Source organism: Achromobacter sp. SD115, from assembly GCF_017355315.1.
In the GTDB taxonomy this organism is placed as follows: domain Bacteria; phylum Pseudomonadota; class Gammaproteobacteria; order Burkholderiales; family Burkholderiaceae_B; genus Achromobacter; species Achromobacter xylosoxidans_B.
In genome coordinates this window covers 67,496-82,918 of record NZ_JADIJM010000001.1, presented here as the reverse complement: position 1 = coordinate 82,918, position 15,423 = coordinate 67,496, and the positions used below count along the sequence as shown (strand labels likewise).

At 67.1% G+C, this 15,423-nt stretch carries 15 protein-coding genes; 4 read left to right on the top strand and 11 right to left on the bottom strand.

Annotated features, from left to right (window positions below):
• Positions 1-21: 21 nt before the first annotated feature.
• From IPU70_RS00310 to IPU70_RS00285, 6 genes are read right to left on the bottom strand one after another with little or no spacing between them, the layout of a single operon-like run.
• Positions 22-1,062 (bottom strand): CapA family protein, encoded by a 1,041-nt coding sequence (locus IPU70_RS00310; protein ID WP_207464135.1) that lies wholly within the window; start codon positions 1,060-1,062, stop codon positions 22-24.
• A gap of 10 nt (positions 1,063-1,072) precedes the next feature.
• Entirely contained in the window at positions 1,073-2,626 is a 1,554-nt protein-coding gene (locus IPU70_RS00305; RefSeq protein WP_207464134.1) for an ABC transporter substrate-binding protein, read from the bottom strand.
• Between the two features lie 40 nt (positions 2,627-2,666).
• Positions 2,667-3,797: a C45 family peptidase gene (locus tag IPU70_RS00300; protein WP_207464133.1), complete on the bottom strand. Its 1,131-nt coding sequence runs from the start codon at positions 3,795-3,797 to the stop codon at positions 2,667-2,669.
• A gap of 31 nt (positions 3,798-3,828) precedes the next feature.
• Entirely contained in the window at positions 3,829-5,484 is a 1,656-nt protein-coding gene (locus tag IPU70_RS00295) for an ABC transporter ATP-binding protein (RefSeq protein ID WP_207464132.1), read from the bottom strand.
• A gap of 1 nt (position 5,485) precedes the next feature.
• Positions 5,486-6,340 carry an ABC transporter permease gene (locus IPU70_RS00290; RefSeq protein ID WP_013394333.1) on the bottom strand — a complete coding sequence of 285 codons (855 nt, stop codon included), beginning with the start codon at positions 6,338-6,340 and terminating at the stop codon, positions 5,486-5,488.
• A 6-nt stretch (positions 6,341-6,346) separates the two neighbouring features.
• Positions 6,347-7,291, bottom strand: coding sequence for an ABC transporter permease (locus IPU70_RS00285; RefSeq protein WP_207464131.1), 945 nt, complete (start codon positions 7,289-7,291; stop codon positions 6,347-6,349).
• 184 nt (positions 7,292-7,475) lie between these two features.
• On the opposite strand from IPU70_RS00285, the gene IPU70_RS00280 reads away from it, so the two are divergent.
• Together IPU70_RS00280 and IPU70_RS00275 are read left to right on the top strand one after the other, a co-directional pair.
• Positions 7,476-8,366, top strand: coding sequence for a LysR substrate-binding domain-containing protein (locus tag IPU70_RS00280; RefSeq protein WP_207464130.1), 891 nt, complete (start codon positions 7,476-7,478; stop codon positions 8,364-8,366).
• A 137-nt stretch (positions 8,367-8,503) separates the two neighbouring features.
• Positions 8,504-10,117, top strand: a complete 1,614-nt coding sequence (locus IPU70_RS00275) for an ATP-binding cassette domain-containing protein (RefSeq protein ID WP_207464129.1) — start codon at positions 8,504-8,506, stop codon at positions 10,115-10,117.
• On the opposite strand, the gene IPU70_RS00270 is transcribed toward IPU70_RS00275, so the two are convergent.
• Positions 10,110-10,565, bottom strand: coding sequence for a GNAT family N-acetyltransferase (locus tag IPU70_RS00270; RefSeq protein ID WP_207464128.1), 456 nt, complete (start codon positions 10,563-10,565; stop codon positions 10,110-10,112). The genes IPU70_RS00275 and IPU70_RS00270 overlap by 8 nt on opposite strands.
• A gap of 107 nt (positions 10,566-10,672) precedes the next feature.
• Here IPU70_RS00270 and IPU70_RS00265 point away from each other — a divergent pair, with 107 nt between their 5' ends.
• The gene (locus tag IPU70_RS00265) at positions 10,673-11,947 is read left to right on the top strand and encodes a hypothetical protein (protein ID WP_207464127.1); all 1,275 of its coding nucleotides are present in this window, start codon (positions 10,673-10,675) and stop codon (positions 11,945-11,947) included.
• 1 nt (position 11,948) lies between these two features.
• Here IPU70_RS00265 and IPU70_RS00260 read toward each other — a convergent pair whose 3' ends face one another.
• The 4 genes from IPU70_RS00260 to IPU70_RS00245 all read right to left on the bottom strand — a co-directional run bounded on the left by IPU70_RS00260 (position 11,949) and on the right by IPU70_RS00245 (position 14,425).
• Positions 11,949-12,515 carry a hypothetical protein gene (locus IPU70_RS00260; protein WP_207464126.1) on the bottom strand — a complete coding sequence of 189 codons (567 nt, stop codon included), beginning with the start codon at positions 12,513-12,515 and terminating at the stop codon, positions 11,949-11,951.
• A complete protein-coding gene (locus tag IPU70_RS00255; protein ID WP_207464125.1) occupies positions 12,512-13,093 on the bottom strand; it encodes a hypothetical protein in 582 nt (193 codons plus the stop codon). Before IPU70_RS00255 ends, IPU70_RS00260 begins: the two co-directional genes overlap by 4 nt.
• Positions 13,090-13,686, bottom strand: a complete 597-nt coding sequence (locus IPU70_RS00250; protein ID WP_207464124.1) for a hypothetical protein — start codon at positions 13,684-13,686, stop codon at positions 13,090-13,092. The genes IPU70_RS00255 and IPU70_RS00250 overlap by 4 nt, the downstream gene beginning before the upstream one ends.
• 166 nt (positions 13,687-13,852) lie before the next feature.
• On the bottom strand, positions 13,853-14,425 hold the full coding sequence (locus IPU70_RS00245; RefSeq protein ID WP_207464123.1) for a hypothetical protein: 573 nt from the start codon (positions 14,423-14,425) through the stop codon (positions 13,853-13,855).
• A gap of 282 nt (positions 14,426-14,707) precedes the next feature.
• Between IPU70_RS00245 and IPU70_RS00240 the strand changes: the two genes are divergently transcribed.
• The gene (locus IPU70_RS00240) at positions 14,708-15,421 is read left to right on the top strand and encodes a gluconate 2-dehydrogenase subunit 3 family protein (protein WP_207464122.1); all 714 of its coding nucleotides are present in this window, start codon (positions 14,708-14,710) and stop codon (positions 15,419-15,421) included.
• Positions 15,422-15,423 lie beyond the last annotated feature (2 nt).

Below are 15,423 nucleotides of genomic sequence, written 5' to 3'. Positions count from 1 at the left end.
TCAATTCGGAGTAACGGAGGTTCAGGAGGCGGCGGGGCCGGCCAGGTCCAGTTGCAGGCCGTCGGCGCTGATATGCAGGTCGGCGCCCAGCGCGGCGGATGCGCGCATCAGCAGATCGCGTTCTTGCGCCACTTCGGACGCGGGCACGAACACGGTCTGGTTGGCGCTGTTGCGTTGCACGAAACGGAACTGCATGGCGGCGGGGCGCTTGTCGCGGATGTCGACGCGGACCGTCATGCCGGTCCATTCGGTATGCGCGTCCGCCTGGTGGGCGACCTGGAAGGAGAAGTTGCCGCTGCCATAGAGGATGGGCTTGCCGCGATGCAGTTCGATCGGCAGGATCATGTGCGGACCGTGCCCCAGCACGATGTCGGCGCCGGCTTCGACGGCCGCATGCGCATACTCGCGCTGGTACTGCAGCACTTCGCGCCGGTAGCCCCAGTGCAGCGAGGCGATGACGATGTCCGCCTGTTGCCGCAGCGCCGCCACGTCGGCGCGGAACTGCGCAAGGGATTCCGGGTCGGCCCAGGTCAGCACTTCGGGCGGCACGCCGGGGCGCGTGCGCGCCGCCTGCATCTCCAGCCGCGGCCGGTAGGCGGTATGCGCGCGGATGATGGCGACGCCGGCATGGTGGGCGCTGGCCTCATGATTGTCCGGCCAGTAAACGGCGGTGCGCTGCAGGAAGCCGTAGCGCACGCCGTCCCTGACTTCGATCAGCGGGGCGCGGGCCTCGCCGGCATTGGCGCCCGCGCCGACGCTGGGCAGTGACGCGCCCCGCAAGGCGGCCAGCGTGGACAGCACCGCCTCGTGGCCGATGTTGACGTTGTTGGCATTGCCGACCGCCTGCAGGCCGGCTTCGCGCAGGGACTGCGCGTGCCGCGGCGAGGTATAGAAGCCGCGCCGCTCCTGGGCGTGTTCGGGCAGGTCGTACAGGCAGCATTCCAGGTTGGCGAACACCAGGTCCGCTACACGCAGCGGTTGGCGGACGTGATCGAACAGGCCGCTGGCGTCTGGCACGCCCTTGAGGTTGATGTCGCCCAGCAGATACAGGGTTTGATTCATGGCGGCGTTCCTATTCGGTCTTCGAGACTTCCCAGAGCAGCGGCGCGCCGAAGATCGACGATTCGAAACCCTGGACGTTCTTGCGGTATGCGCCCGTGCTCAGCGTGTTGAACAAGGGGATGATCGGGACCTGCTCCAGCATCAGGCGGTGCAGCTGGTCCAGCAGGGCTTGGCGCTCGGCGGGCGCCGTGGCGTTGGTGGCTTTTTCCAGCAGCGCGCGGGCGCCGGGATCGTCCCACAGCTTGCGCGGCTGGCTGGCCTTGTCGCCAGTGACGGCTTCAAAGCTCAGAGCGGGATCCATGCGGCTGGAGTACGAGAACGACATCATCTGGTAGTTGCCCTTCTGCCACTTGTCCTGCTGGGCGCCCCATTCCAGCACTTCAATGTCGGCGTTGATGCCGGCCTGCTGCAGCATGGCCTGGGTGATCACCGCCGCGTCATAGTTCGGCAGATTGCGCTTGTTGGTCGAAATGACGATCTTCTCGCCCTTGTAGCCGGCCTTGGCGAGCAGCGCCTTGGCGCGCGCCAGATCGTAGACATAGCCTTTCTTTTCGGCTTCCCCATAGTAGGGCGACGCCACGGGTACGAGCGAGTTGTTGGGTTCGGCCAGGCCGTAGGTCACGCCTGCGACCAGTTCCTTGTAGTTCAGCGCCGCGGCGATGGCCTGGCGCAGATAGGGATTGGAGAGCAGCTTGTCGCGGGTCTGGATCGTCAGCGTGGAAGGCGCCAGCTGGGGCGAGACGTTGGTGCTGATGGCCTTGTTTTCCGCTAATTCCGCGACCTCGGAATACGGCACCTTGGACATTACGTCGATGGCGCCGCTGGCCAGGGCGGTTTTCGCCGTCGCCGGGTCGGAGATCACGACAAAGCGCACTTCGTCGACCAGCGGACGCTTGGAGCCCACGTAGCCGTCGGGCTTGCCCGGCCGGTTGGCGTAGTTCTCGAAGCGCGTCAGGCTGACGTATTCGCGGCGGCGCCACTCCGCGAAGCGGAAGGGGCCGGTGCCTATGGGCTTGTCCCAGGTGCCGTCGGGCTTGACCGAGTCGCGATGGGTGATGGCGGTCATGCCGCAGTCGCTGCGCGCCAGCGAATCGAGGAACAGCGGCGCGGCCCGGTCCAGCTTGAACACGACGGTGGCGGGATCGGTGGCGGCGGCGCCTTCCACCTTCAGGCCGATGCGGCCATCGAAGTCCGTCAGGCAGCGCCAGCCGGTCTTGGGATCCATGTAGCGGTTCCAGCTCCAGACCACGTCGTCGGCGGTCAGGGGCGCGCCATTGTGGAAGGTCACGCCCTGCCGCAGATGAAACGTGTAGGTCTTGCCGTCTTCGGAGACGTCGATTTTCTCCGCCAACAGGGGAGCGGGCTGACCCTTGGCGTCGTAGCCGACCAGGCCTTCGACGACATGCAGGATTACCCCATCGGTATTGGCATCGCGGTTGACGCCCGGATCGCTGCTGCGGATGTCCGCGTCCTGGTGGGCGCGCAGCACGGTGGCGCCCAGGGCAGGCGCGGCGGCCGTCAGGAGGGCGGCCAGGGCGGTGTACGCATACAGAGGTCGTTTCATGATGGATCCTTGTTGTGAGCGGTTTGCAGCTGGAAGACGTTCAATAGGAAGGGGACGATCCGCGTGCCACCGCGTAGCGGGCGTAGGCGGCGCCCTGCCAAGGCAGGCGCGCCACTTCCAGCACGCCGGCGGCGGGTTCCATGATCAGCGTGGCGGTGGTGCAGGACGCATAGCCCTGGGCGCTGACGCGCCCCGGCCGGCAGACGGAAAACGGGGTGGCGTGGGTGTCCGCGAAAGCGGCCTTGAGATCCTGCACGCCAAGCTTGCGCCCCGCGGCGGACAGGCTCTGGCGCACGCGCCGGTCGCGGTACAGGCTTTCCGGCGAACTGGCGATGCCTGTCTCCTTCAGCTTGCCGAGCGCGACGGCACTGGTCCAGTGGTTGGCGTGGACCAGCAGGCCGTCCTCGGGATAGACCAGGAAGGTCTCGTCGGGCGCGCATTCCAGGCTCAGCGCCAGGCCCAGTTGGGTGCCCAGGATCAGGTTGCATGAGCAGGCCTTGGGTGTGCCGGTGACGACCTGCAGGGCCAGGGCGTAGTGCTCCTGTTCCAGCGCCTTGCGGCGTACCAGCGGCAGAGGCACGCCGTCCTGCTGGTAGTCGCGGCTGGAGGACATGCCGTTGCCGTTCAGGGTCAGTCCAGCGGAGTTCATGCCATAGCGCGCCAGGCCGCCGGCTTCGACGAACGTCAGCACGTCGGGGCCGTCGTCGCGCAGCACGCGCAGGATGATGATGGTGTCGGCGCAATCCTGGCGGTTGTCCCAGTTCTGGCCCTGCAGGAAATTGCCGTTGGCGCTGCGTTCCGGCAGGATGGCGGCGCCCGTGCATTCATCGCTTTGCGGCGCGGCGCCGGCGGCCAGATGCGCGCGGCGGGCCTGGGCGACGATCTCGGTGCGCGCGTTGATCATCAGCACGTCCTCGAACGAAACGCCGGCGCCTTCGGCGATGCCGCGCATCTCTTCCAGGTAGTCGGGTTCGAAGTCCTCGACGGCGCGCGAGAAGCGCGCGATGAGCCGTTGCAGATCGGCGGGCGAGTACCGGAACTGCTGCAACGCACGGGCGTAGATGTCGGCGCTGCGCCGCACGCGCCCGCCTGCCTGGCGCCCATGCCGGAGTCCGCGCTCGTAGGGCGCGCCGGACACTTCAACCAGAGGGAAGAACGCTGCTGCCGTCATGTCTGTTCCTGTGCGTGGGGAGCCGTGGATATCATTGATCGAACCGCCACTTCAGGCGCACGCCGCCGGTGTCATTGGCTTCCAGGGCGGGAATGGCCGACAGCAGCTTGCGCGTGTAGGGATGCTGGGGCGCGTCGAAGATCTGGTCGCGCAGGCCTTGTTCGACGATCTGCCCGTCCTGCATCACGACCACGCGGTCCGCCACCTGCTCGACCACGCCCAGGTCGTGGCTGATGAACAGACAGGAAAAGCCGTGGCGCTGCTGCAACTCGGCAAACAGCTTGAGCACCTGTGCGCGCACCGTGACGTCCAGGGCCGAGACGGGTTCGTCGGCGATCACGAAGGCGGGGCGGCGCACGATGGCGCGGGCGATGGCTACGCGCTGGCGCTGTCCGCCAGACAGTTCGTGCGGGTAGCGCCGGGCGTACTCTGGCCCCAGTCCGACCTCGGTGAGCACGGACTGGACGCGCTCGGCCTTCTGCGCCGCCGTCATGCCGTCCACCTGGCGCAGGCCCTCGGCCGTGAGTTCACCGACCGTCATGCGGGGATTCAAGGAGGAGTAGGGATCCTGGAACACCATCTGGCAGTTCAGGCGGTAGTCGTTCCAGGCGGCGCCCGTTTGCGCTATCGGCTTGCCGCGGAAGTAGATGCCGCCGTCCGTGGGGGCCAGCAAGCCTGCGATGGCCCGGCCCAGCGTGGTCTTGCCGGAGCCGGATCCGCCGACCACCGCTACCACCTCGCGCGGCCGGATCTGCAGGTCTATGCCGTGCAGGGCGCGTTTGGCCTGGGTGCGGCCGAACAGCCGCTGACGGCCTGCGTAGTCCACCAGGAGTTGCCGCACGTCGACGATGGGCGCGTCGGGAGGGATGGCGCGGGCGGGGCCGCGCATGGGCATGGCGGCCAGCAATTGCCGGGTGTACGGATGCGCGGGGCGGTCCAGGATCTGCTGCGTGGTGCCGGTTTCCACGATTTCGCCGTGGCGCATCACGATCATGCGCTCGGTGTACTTGGCCACCATGGGCAGGTCGTGGCTGATCATCAGCACGGCCGTGTTGCGGGCGCGGGTCAGTTCCAGCATCAGTTCCAGCACGTCGCGCTGCACCACCGCGTCCAGCGCGGTGGTGGGTTCGTCCGCCACCAGCAGGGCTGGTTCCAGCAGCATCACGGCGGCCAGCATCATGCGCTGGCGCATGCCGCCTGAGAATTCATGGGGCCAGGCGTCCAGCGCGGCGGCGGGGTCGCGCAGGCCGACCCGCGCCAGCATGGCCAGTATCAGCTGTTTGCGCGCGGCGGCGGACAGGTCCTTGCGGTGCAGCGCCAGCCCTTCGTCGAGCTGGCGGCCGATCTTCATGGAGGGATTGAGCGAGGTCATCGGCTCCTGGAACACCATGCCGATGCGCGCCCCGCGCAGCTTGCGCAAGGCGGCGGGGCTGGCATCCGTCAGCGACTTGCCTTCGAACGTGATAGAGCCCGCCGCGCGCACCAGCGGCGGCGGCGTCAGGCCCAGCAAGGCGCGCGCCGCCTGGGTCTTGCCGCTGCCCGACTCGCCCACGATGCCGACCAGTTCCCCGGGCTTGATGGAGAAACTGACCCGCTTGACGATTTCCCTGCCGCCCGTGCCCACCGTCAGCGTCAGGCCGTTGACCTCTGCCAGCGTCGCGCCGGTGTCCATGTTCTTGTTCGTCATGTCATTCACCCGTGCGCATGCGGGGATCCAGGCGGTCGCGCACGGCGTCGCCCAGCAGGTTGATGCCCAGCAGCGTGAGCGAAATGCAGATGCCGGGGAAGATGCTCAGATACGTAGCCTGCGCCATGAACGGACGGGCCGAGGCCAGCATGTTGCCCCAGGTCGGCGCGGGCGGCGGCACGCCCAGGCCCAGGAAGGACAGGGCGCTTTCCGCCAGGATCACCCAGCCGAACATGGAGGTCGCCAGCACCGTCAGCGGCGCCACGCAATTCGGCAGCACGTGGCGGAACATGGTGTAGAGCTCGGAGTTGCCCAGCACGCGCGAGGATTCGATGAATTCCTTCTCGCGCAGCGACAGCACCGTGCCGCGCACGATCCGCGTCACCGAAGGCGTGTAAGCCAGGCCCAGCGCCAGGATGATGCCGTACTTGTTGGCGCCCACCACCGCCAGCAGGCCCAGTGCCAGCAGCAGGCCGGGAAAGGCCAGCAGGGCGTTGTTGAAGGCCATGATGATGCGGTCGGTCCAGCCCCGCACAAAACCGGTCAGCACGCCGATGGCGGTACCCAGCACGACGGAGAACGAGACGGTCAGCAGGCTGATCCAGACGCTGGTCGAGGCGCCGACCATCAGGCGGCTGAGCACGTCGCGGCCGAATTCGTCGGTGCCCAGCCAGAACTGGGCGCCAGGCGGCTTGAGCCGCGATGCGAAGCTGATGCCCAGCGGGTCGCGCGGGGTCCACACGGCGCCGAGCAGGGCGGCGCCCACGACGATCGCGATAATGACTCCGCCTATGGCCGCATTGGCGGGCAGGCGGCGGCGCCGGGGCTTGATGGGATTGATGGCGGTCAGTTGCATGGCGGTTTACTCGGCTCCAACGCGGGGATCGAAGGCGGGATAGAGCAGGTCGACGAAGAGGTTGACCAGCACGTAGATGACCGCGACGAACAGCAGGCAACCCTGGATCACCGGGTAGTCGCGGGCGAAGATGGAATCGACCAGGAGACGGCCCAGGCCGGGTATCGTGAACACGGTTTCCACCACGGCGATGCCGCCCAGCAGATTGCCGAGCACCAGGCCGATCAAGGTCCAGGTGGGGCCGAAGGAATTCTTGAATACGTGATGGGTCAGCACCGCGCGTTCGCTCAGGCCCTTGGCGCGGGCATGGGTCACGTAATCCAGGCGCAAGACTTCCAGGGCGCTGGCGCGCGCCATGCGCATCAGCACGCCGATCTCATGCAGGAACAGGGTCAGGATGGGCATGGCCAGGTACAGCAGGCCCGCGACTGCGTCCTCCGACACCGACACGTAGCCCACGACGGGCAGCCATTCCAGCTTCAGCCCCAGCAGCAGCAACAGCAGCAGGCCCAGCCAGAAGGTGGGAATGGACACCAGCAGCGTGGCCATGCCGACCAGCGCGATGTCGGCGGCGCGGTTCTGGCGCCAGGCGGCGATGATGCCCGCCGGCACCGCGACCAGGGCGGCGGCGGCCACGGCGGCCAGCACGATGGGCGCGCTGACCAGGAAGCGGTCCCACACCAGGGACAGCACCGCCTGGCCGGTGGTAATGGATTTCCCCAGGTCGCCATGCAGCAGATTGGCGAACCACAAGGCGAACTGGGCGGGCCAGGATTGGTCCAGGCCCATGCGCTGGCGCAGTTCTTCCAGGCTGGCGGGGTCGGCCAGGTCGCCCAGCAGCAATTGGGCCGGATCGCCCGGGATCATGCGGATCAGCACGAAAACGGCGACGGACACGATCAGCAGTGTCGGTATGGCCATTCCGATGCGCGAGAGTGCGAAGCGAAGCATAGGGGGCTCGTAGCTCACGTCCCGGCGCCGGCGGCGCGGCGCGATGGTGACGATACGGTTGACGGGACCGCGTATGCCGGCTTGGCTGCGGGATGGCGTAACTTTGACGTCCTGTCATAAAGAAGTAAAACTAAAATTACTTTGTGATATATAAAGTTCCTCTTACCGATAGGGCGCCCGTCACATGAGCTCGATCCGCTTCTTTCGCACCTTTGTTGCCGTGGCCCGCAGCGGCTCGTTCGCCGCCGCGTCGGAACGGGTGTCGCTGACGCCCGCGGCGGTCAGCCTGCAGATGCGCGCGCTGGAAGACGACCTGGGCGTCAGCCTGTTCGACCGTAGCGGCAAGATCGTGTCCCTGAGCGAAGGCGGACACCGCCTGCTGCCGCGCGCGGAGCAACTACTGGCGGTGTACGACGATCTGCGCGACGGCCCCGGCGGCGACGAGCTGGTGGGTTCCATCGATGTGGGATCGGTGGGCACGTCCATGGCGTTCCTGGCGCGCGCCGTATTGACCTTGCGGGACTCGCATCCCAATCTGAACGTACAGCCCGTGATCAGTTTTTCCGGTGACCTGTCGCTGCGGGTGCGGGCAGGGGAGCTGGATGCGGCGCTGGCGGTCAAGAATGCCCACAAACTGCCCTCCGGCACACAATGGACCCCGCTCTACACGGAACCCTTCGTGTTCATCGCCAACCGCCAGGCGGCGGGCAAGGCGGACATCGCCAGCCTGATGGCGCGGCGCCTGTTCCTGCGGCCTTCGCGCGATACGCATACGGGGGCGCTGATCGATGCCTTCATCCGCAGGAACCATCTCAAGTTCGGCGATTTCCTGGAAATCAATTCACTGCGGACCATGGTCGAACTGGTCCACCAGGATGTCGGCGTGACCATCGTGCCGCTCACGCGGGCGGCGCACTGGGAGGAAGATCCGCGCCTGCGCGTGACCTATTTCGATGATCCGTCCGCGCAACGGACCGTCGGACTGTTCGAGAACGAGGCGCGCAGCCACCTGACCAGCGCGCTCAGGCGCGTCCTGCTTGCCACGATCCAGCAGGACGCCCAGGTCAGGCGGTAATCACCACTACAATGTCGGATCAATCACCCCACCAGGAGTCATTCGCCATGCGCCATTGATGCCGCCGTCTGCACGACGGCCAGTCTCCACCCACCCCCAAAGAGCAGGGGGAGTTCTTGGCATCCTTGGAACCGCACATGACGAATCCCTATCTCGCGCTGGAAAGCGTGTCCTATGTTCTGCCGGACGGCAGGACACTTTTCTCCGGTCTCAACGAACAGTTCGACCTGCGGCCCACCGGACTGGTGGGCCGCAATGGCGTGGGCAAGAGCGTGCTGGCCGGCATTCTTGCCGGCCAGTTGCCGCCGGCCTCCGGCCGCTGCGTGCGTTCGGGCAGCGTGCATTATCTGGCCCAGCAGGCCGCCCCGCGCGTAGCCGGGACCGTCGCGGCGCTGGCGGGCGTGCAGGCCAGGCTCGATGCGCTGGGACGCATCGAAGCGGGCAGCGCCGCCGCCGAGGACTTCGACATTCTCGGCGATCGCTGGGACGTGCGCCTGGCATTGCAGCAGGAACTGGAGCGCTGCGGCCTGGGCCATCTCGACGCCGCGACGCCGGCCGCCACGCTCAGCGGCGGCGAAGCCATGCGCGTCGCCCTGATCGGCGCTTTGCTGTCGGGTGCCGACTTCCTGATCCTGGACGAACCCACCAACCATCTGGACAGGCCCAACCGGCTGGCGTTGATCGAACAGCTGCAACGCTGGCCGCGCGGCTTGCTGGCGATCAGCCACGACCGGCAACTGCTGGAGGCGATGCAGCGCATCGTGGAATTGTCGACGCTTGGGCTGCGCGGGTATGGAGGCGGCTACCGCTTTTACGCGCAGCGCAAGGAAGAGGAACGGTGCAACGCGTTGTCGCTGCTGGAGCAGCGCAAGCATGAACGCCAGCGCGAGGAGCAGTCCCTGCGCAACCAGCGCGAACGCCAGGAACGCCGTCAGGCGCGTGGCAACCGTCAGGCGCGCGACGCCAATCAGGCCAAGATCCTGCTGGGCCGGCAGAAGGCGCGCAGCGAAACGTCTGCGGGCAATCTGCGCCGCCAGCACGCGGCGGCAAGCGAGCAGCTTGCCTTGCGCGTGCGCGAGGCGGCCTGGCAGGTCGACGAGCAGGACGCCATCGTGCTGCATGCGCCGTCGGCCGCGATGCCGGCGCAGCGGCGGATCGCAGAGCTGGACGCGGTGGAACTGCCCTTTGTCCCGGCCGCCACGCGCCGCATCGACCTGATGCTGGGCGGACAGCAGCGGGTCGGCGTGGCGGGCCCGAACGGTTGCGGCAAGTCGACCTTGCTCAAGGTGCTGGCTGGGCAGCTTCAGGCAGCGGGCGGGACATGCCGGGTCGCGGTAGAGGCCGTGTATCTGGACCAGGGACTGGCCACGCTGGCGCCGCAGCGCCCGGTGCTGGAGCAGTTGCAGGCGGCCAATCGCGGCGCGTCGGAAGCTGACTTGCGCACGCGCCTTGCCCAGCTTGGCCTGGACGCGCGCAAGATTGCCGTACCCAGTGCCGCGCTCAGCGGAGGAGAACGGCTGAAGGCCGCACTGGCCTGCGCGCTGTATGCGGACCCGCCCGCGCAACTGCTGTTGTTGGACGAGCCCAGCAACCACCTGGATCTGCCGTCGATGCAGGCGTTGGAGGCAATGCTGCGCGCGTACCGGGGCGCCTTGGTCGTGGTGTCTCATGACGACGCGTTCATGGACAGCCTGGGCCTGACGCATCGCCTGCTTGCGGGCAGCGACGGATGGCGCCTGGAGATTATCTGATCGACAGTTCCAGTATGTCGTCGCCGGCCTCGTCGCGCTCCCCCGTGGGGGTCCAACCCAGGTGGCGGTAGAAGCCGTGGGAACGCACGGCGGGGTCGCTGGCGCATGCCAGGAACAGGCGTTTGTGCCCCAGGCTTGCCAGATGCTGAATCGTCAACTGCAGCAGCGTCTTGCCCGCGCCCTGGTTCTCGCTTTCGGGCAGCAGGGCCAGGACCACGATTTCGCCGCTGTCGCGGTCGCCGTAGCAGTAGCCCGTCACCCGGCCTTCCGCGCAGGCGACGAAGCCGGGGAGGTCTCCCGCAAGGACGCCGGCGGCCCAGCTATCCACGGTAATGCCCAGTGCGCGCAGTTGCTCGACGGAAAACGCGTTCTCTCTGGTTTGGCCGCGGATCGTCACGCAGGCGGGGACGTCGTCGGCGGTGGCGGGGCGGAATGTCAGTGTGCTCATGCCCGTATATTGACACCCTGTGCGCAATCGTGGCGAGCGGTAACACTCCGCGCGTCCCGACGGCATTAACATCGTCCGCTTCAATCCGCGCACTGCAGGGTGTAGGCATGCTCCAGTCCGTACTCGCGCCATGGGCGCTGACCGGCCGGCTGTGGCTGCGGTTCTGGCCGCAATTGATGGCGCTGGTGCTGGCAGGCACGCTGGCCCGCGATGTGCTGCTGTGGGTGGCGGCGCAGACGGGCTTTGCTAACCATCTGGCCGGCCTGGCCGTGCTTACGTTGGTTGCCTTGGCGCAACTGGTCACCACGGTGGCGATGTTCCTGGTGCTGCTGCCCGGCCTGCCGGCCCTGCGCGACGCGCAAGCGGCGGCGCGCGCGGGCGACACGGCGTCCGGCAACGCGGAAGGGCGGCTGGGGCGGGCGTTGACCGTGGCCTTGCTGCCGTTCTTCGCCTATTACGCGGCCTGGGGGTTCCTGGGCGACATCGTGCGGCAGTACTCGCGCCTGGCCTATGGGCTGGATCCGCTGGGCGAGCACGGCAATGTGCTGGACGCCCTGGATTCCCGCTGGCTGCTGGTCTCGGTGGCGATTTCCTGGCTGGTGCGCAAGGTGGCGGTGATGGCGCGCGAGCGCACGGGCAAGGGCCGCTGGCAATGGCTGGTGGTGCTGTGCGAGACCAATTGGATCCTGATTGGCCTGTACGTCATCAGCCGCTGGAAGGACCAGGCCTGGCAATGGCTGGCCGACCGGCGCGGGCTGGAGGCGCTGCTGCAGTCCCTGATGAATATGCTGACGCCCATTACGAATGCCTGGGCGGCAGGTATGACGCCGGTCGAGGCGCAAGGGCGCGGCGTGGGCGTGGCGCTGGTAAGCCTGTTTTTCTATGCCTTGCTGCCGGTGATATGGCTGGTGATGGCCGCGCTGGTCTATGGCTACGACGTGCGCGACGATGCCGACCTCCGGCGCTATGAACGGCTGCAGCGACTGGGCGAGCGCTACCGTGCCGTGCCGCGCTTTCTGCGCGATTTCGTCGAGCATTTCGTGGCCGGCTACCGCAAGCGCTATCTGCCCTTGGCCAGCGGCGTGCGCCTGGCGTTTCATAGCAGCGCGTTGCTGCTGGTGACGCTCATCGTGGGCTATCGCCTGATCGACTGGGGCGCGGCGTGGCTGTGGTACGGCGCGACGCGCCTGATCGGTCCGCATGACCTGGATACCTGGCAGGTGCTGGCGCACGGCGTTTCGCTGCTGTTCGGCAGCCCGTTCCGCGATTCGTCCACGGGTCTGCTGATCGAGCCGTTGCGCATCTGCTTTCTTGCCGCCGTGCTGGAATGCGCCTACGCGCCGTGGAAGATGCGCAGTCCGGCGCCTGCGCAGGCAGCCTGAATCAGCCGGGCGGGTCCGGCGGCGCGAAGCGCAGGTAAGCGGGCCTCTCGGCATCGATAGATACGGTGATAGACCAGGGCGCGGCCGCGTCGGCGGGCACCATGAAGGCTTCCATGATTTCCACCTTGGCGCCCGACGCGGCGCCGCTGTGGGCGGCGGCCACGCAGCCGCGCGCCGTACCGCGGGGCAGGCGCAGCGCCGGCGCGATGGCGGGCAGCCAGGTACGCCCCTGCGCATCGTGCAGCGCGATGCGGCAGCCGCGCCAGCGCGTGGGCAGATCGGTGGATTGCACCTGCACGGAGAAGGCTGCCAGCGCGGCGCGGGAACCGGGTTGCCAGCCGCGGCCGGCCGGCGGTTCCAGCACGGCGAATTGCTGCAATTGCCACTGTGCGCCGCCCAGTGGCGCTTGCGTGCCGGCAGCGACCTCGCGCGGCTGCAGTTCGCGGCCGTCGAGCCAGCGGGCCACGCTGTCGCGGCCGCTCCAGTACAAGGTCAGCAGCAGCAAGGGAGGCAGCAGCCACAGGCTGCGGCGGCGCCAGCGGCGTTCGTTCATGGCCGGGTCATTCATGGGACGGCCTCTTGTTCGAGGTCGTAGTTGGCGGCGGCGACGGGCCGGCCGGAGGCATCCAGCGGCACGTCGTCCAGCGCGATGCGCGCCTGCGAGTCCATGCGCGGGCCATAGCGCGCGGACAGCAGCAGCGTAGCGCCGCGCGCCTGGTCCGGGCGGATCTCGAACACCAGCTGCACGGTGCGCGGCAGGCCCGGTTCCACGGCATGGGGCGGTTGATTGCGCGCGAGCGCGAGGCGGTCCGTGTGGCGGTAGGCCAGGCCGTCGGGTCCGAGCCAGGCGGCTTCGCCGACGGTGGCCGAGGTGTTCCGGGCCGCCAGACGCAGCCAGACGATGGCCCATACACCGCCGGTCCCGCGCGTTTGCGGCGCGCTCAGGCTGCGGTAGTTCAATTGCTGCGCGAACTGCACGCGCTCCACGGTGACGTCGAACTGCCTGGTGCTCACCGTCTGCCCCATGGCGCCGCGGACAGTGATGGGACCGGTCAGCGCCATGTAGCGGGGCGTGCTGCGCTGCATGGCATACAAGGCCAGCGCCGCGGCCAGCACCAGCAACAGCGTGCCCAGGCGCGCGCTCATGGCGCGGCCTCGGGCTTGCCGTCGGGCGTTACGGGCAATTCGATCCGGCCGACGTTGGCGGGATTGAACCAACCGGGCGCGCCGTACAGATTGTCCACGGGCTTGTAGATCTTGCTCTGCACGGCAAGCGCGGTGCGCGCGGGAGCCGCGGTTGACGGCGGCAGTATCCAGACAAAGGCCATGCGCTCGGGCAGGCCGGGTTGCAGGTAAGGCATTTGCTGCGTGTCGCGCAGGCCCACCACCATGGGTTTTCCGGCAGCGGGTCCGAGCGGCGCATTCCAGCGCAACAGTCCCAGATAGTCGGCGCTCGATTCGGCGGTGCGATTGGTGAGATCGGCCTCGACTACCAGCGCCGTGGCGCCGGGCTTGACGGGCACGCCGTAGACCTTGGGGCTGGAGGCGGTCCAGGCCCGGCGCGGCACCACCTGCCATTGTCCGGTCTGGATCGGGGCATCGGCGCTGTACAAGGGCTCGGACGCGCGGTTGAGCTTGCCGTAGGCGCCGTACAGCGCGACGCTGGCGGCGGCAATCAGAGAGCCTATGCCTGCCAGGCTGGCGGCGACACGGGCTCTGAGCGAGTGCAGTACGCGCATCCGGACTCCTGGCGCGCGGGCGGCGCGCATCGGGAATTCCAGATCGTAGGCGCGTGGCTCCTGCCGGGCGTTGTCCTTATGTTTCCATGCGTGTCGCGCAGGGCAGTGCGGTGCGCTCGGGCCAAGTTTTGAAACAATTCACGGGCAACGCCTGGACGTGAACGCTTCAGAACAGGTTCAGCGCCCGCGCCACCCACCAGCCCAGGCCGATCGCAATGCCGATCAGCAGCGTTCTGCGCAGGCCGCCGCTCTTGGCCGGCACGGCGCCCGGCGGGAGGCCCGCGTTCACATGGGATGGAACGGCTTCGGCCGATGCGCGCGCCTGCGCCGGCGCGGGATCATCGGTTTCGATCACGAACTCCGGTTTGGCCCCGTGCTGCTTCATTCCCTGCGCCAGGTGTTCCACGTCGACGCCGGCATTGCGCAGCATGTCCCACAGGCCGCCGTCTCCCTGGCCGGCGCGCAGCGCTTCGATGCGCTCGCGTTCGGCACGGGGGACTTCGTCCAGGCTGTCGTACTTGCGGCCATTGACCGTGACCGCGCCGTCCTTGATCTCGACCTTGAAGGACTCGCCGTTTTCGATGCCGGCATAGCTCCAGGTTTGGCTCACCGAAGCGCCATCCATTCCGCCGTCTAGCAGCTCTTCGATGTTGGCGCGCTGTTCGGGCGTCAGGTCTTTCGTGGTGCTCCAGCTGCGCGTCGTCGTGGTGCTGCGCCAAGTCTTGGTTTTTTCGTTCATGGGTGAATCCGTTGTCATGCGGGTCTAGTGCAAAGCCTCTTACTTTGTCCTTAATGCAAAACTTATTTTCATGTCAAGAAAATCGATCTGATATGGTCATTTGAGCGTATCAGATGGCTCAAAGAGCGCATAATGTGCGCACCTTTTCCCAGGCTCCAGTTGTAGGGAAAGAGTCGGTTTTCGGTAAGCGAAGAGCGTGTTGTCACTAGCTCGGCGGTTCGTGTTTCCAGGTTCATGTTCGCTAGCGCGCTAGGACAACTTGGAGTATTCACGGAGATGTCTATGACAGAAGACGCAAAGCCGCGCAGGCGGTTCCTGCAGGCGTTGGCCATCGTGCCGGCGTCAACGTTGGCGGTGGGCGCAATGACCACCGGCTGTACCAACGAGGCGGATGGCGCCGCCGCGCGCGCCGCCAAGCCCTATGAACCCACCTATTTCACCAAGGCCGAATGGGCCTTTATCGTGGCCGCGGTGGATCATCTGATTCCCGCTGACGAGTACGGTCCCGGCGCCATCGAGGCCGGCGTGCCGGAATTCATCGACCGCCAGATGGAAACGCCATTCGGCCACGGCAAGCTCTGGTACATGCAAGGTCCGTTCCACACCGACCAGGTGCCCGAACTGGGGTACCAGCTGAGCCAGAATCCGCGCGAGGTCTACCGCCACGGCATCGAGGCCTGTGACGCCTGGTGCGTGAAGACGCATGGCAAGGCCTACGCCGGACTGGACAAGCCGCTGCAGGAACAGATCCTGAAAGATCTGCAGGGCGGCAAGATCAAGTTCGAAAGCGTGCCTGCCACGACGTTCTTCAGTTTCCTGCTTTCCAACACCAAGGAAGGATTCTTCGCCGACCCCATGTACGGCGGCAACAAGAACATGGTGGGTTGGAAGATGGTGGGTTTCCCGGGTGCGCGCGCGGACTTCATGGACTGGGCCGACCAGCCCAACGCGAAGTATCCCTACGGCCCCGTGTCGATCTCTGGGGAGAAGGGTTAAGC

Coding starts and splice junctions, on each gene's coding strand:
- IPU70_RS00310 (WP_207464135.1), bottom strand. CDS start 1,062: ATGAATCAAACCCTGTATCTGCTGGGCGACATCAACCTCAAGGGCGTG.
- IPU70_RS00305 (WP_207464134.1), bottom strand. CDS start 2,626: ATGAAACGACCTCTGTATGCGTACACCGCCCTGGCCGCCCTCCTGACG.
- IPU70_RS00300 (WP_207464133.1), bottom strand. CDS start 3,797: ATGACGGCAGCAGCGTTCTTCCCTCTGGTTGAAGTGTCCGGCGCGCCC.
- IPU70_RS00295 (WP_207464132.1), bottom strand. CDS start 5,484: ATGACGAACAAGAACATGGACACCGGCGCGACGCTGGCAGAGGTCAAC.
- IPU70_RS00290 (WP_013394333.1), bottom strand. CDS start 6,340: ATGCAACTGACCGCCATCAATCCCATCAAGCCCCGGCGCCGCCGCCTG.
- IPU70_RS00285 (WP_207464131.1), bottom strand. CDS start 7,291: ATGCTTCGCTTCGCACTCTCGCGCATCGGAATGGCCATACCGACACTG.
- IPU70_RS00280 (WP_207464130.1), top strand. CDS start 7,476: ATGAGCTCGATCCGCTTCTTTCGCACCTTTGTTGCCGTGGCCCGCAGC.
- IPU70_RS00275 (WP_207464129.1), top strand. CDS start 8,504: ATGACGAATCCCTATCTCGCGCTGGAAAGCGTGTCCTATGTTCTGCCG.
- IPU70_RS00270 (WP_207464128.1), bottom strand. CDS start 10,565: ATGAGCACACTGACATTCCGCCCCGCCACCGCCGACGACGTCCCCGCC.
- IPU70_RS00265 (WP_207464127.1), top strand. CDS start 10,673: ATGCTCCAGTCCGTACTCGCGCCATGGGCGCTGACCGGCCGGCTGTGG.
- IPU70_RS00260 (WP_207464126.1), bottom strand. CDS start 12,515: ATGAATGACCCGGCCATGAACGAACGCCGCTGGCGCCGCCGCAGCCTG.
- IPU70_RS00255 (WP_207464125.1), bottom strand. CDS start 13,093: ATGAGCGCGCGCCTGGGCACGCTGTTGCTGGTGCTGGCCGCGGCGCTG.
- IPU70_RS00250 (WP_207464124.1), bottom strand. CDS start 13,686: ATGCGCGTACTGCACTCGCTCAGAGCCCGTGTCGCCGCCAGCCTGGCA.
- IPU70_RS00245 (WP_207464123.1), bottom strand. CDS start 14,425: ATGAACGAAAAAACCAAGACTTGGCGCAGCACCACGACGACGCGCAGC.
- IPU70_RS00240 (WP_207464122.1), top strand. CDS start 14,708: ATGACAGAAGACGCAAAGCCGCGCAGGCGGTTCCTGCAGGCGTTGGCC.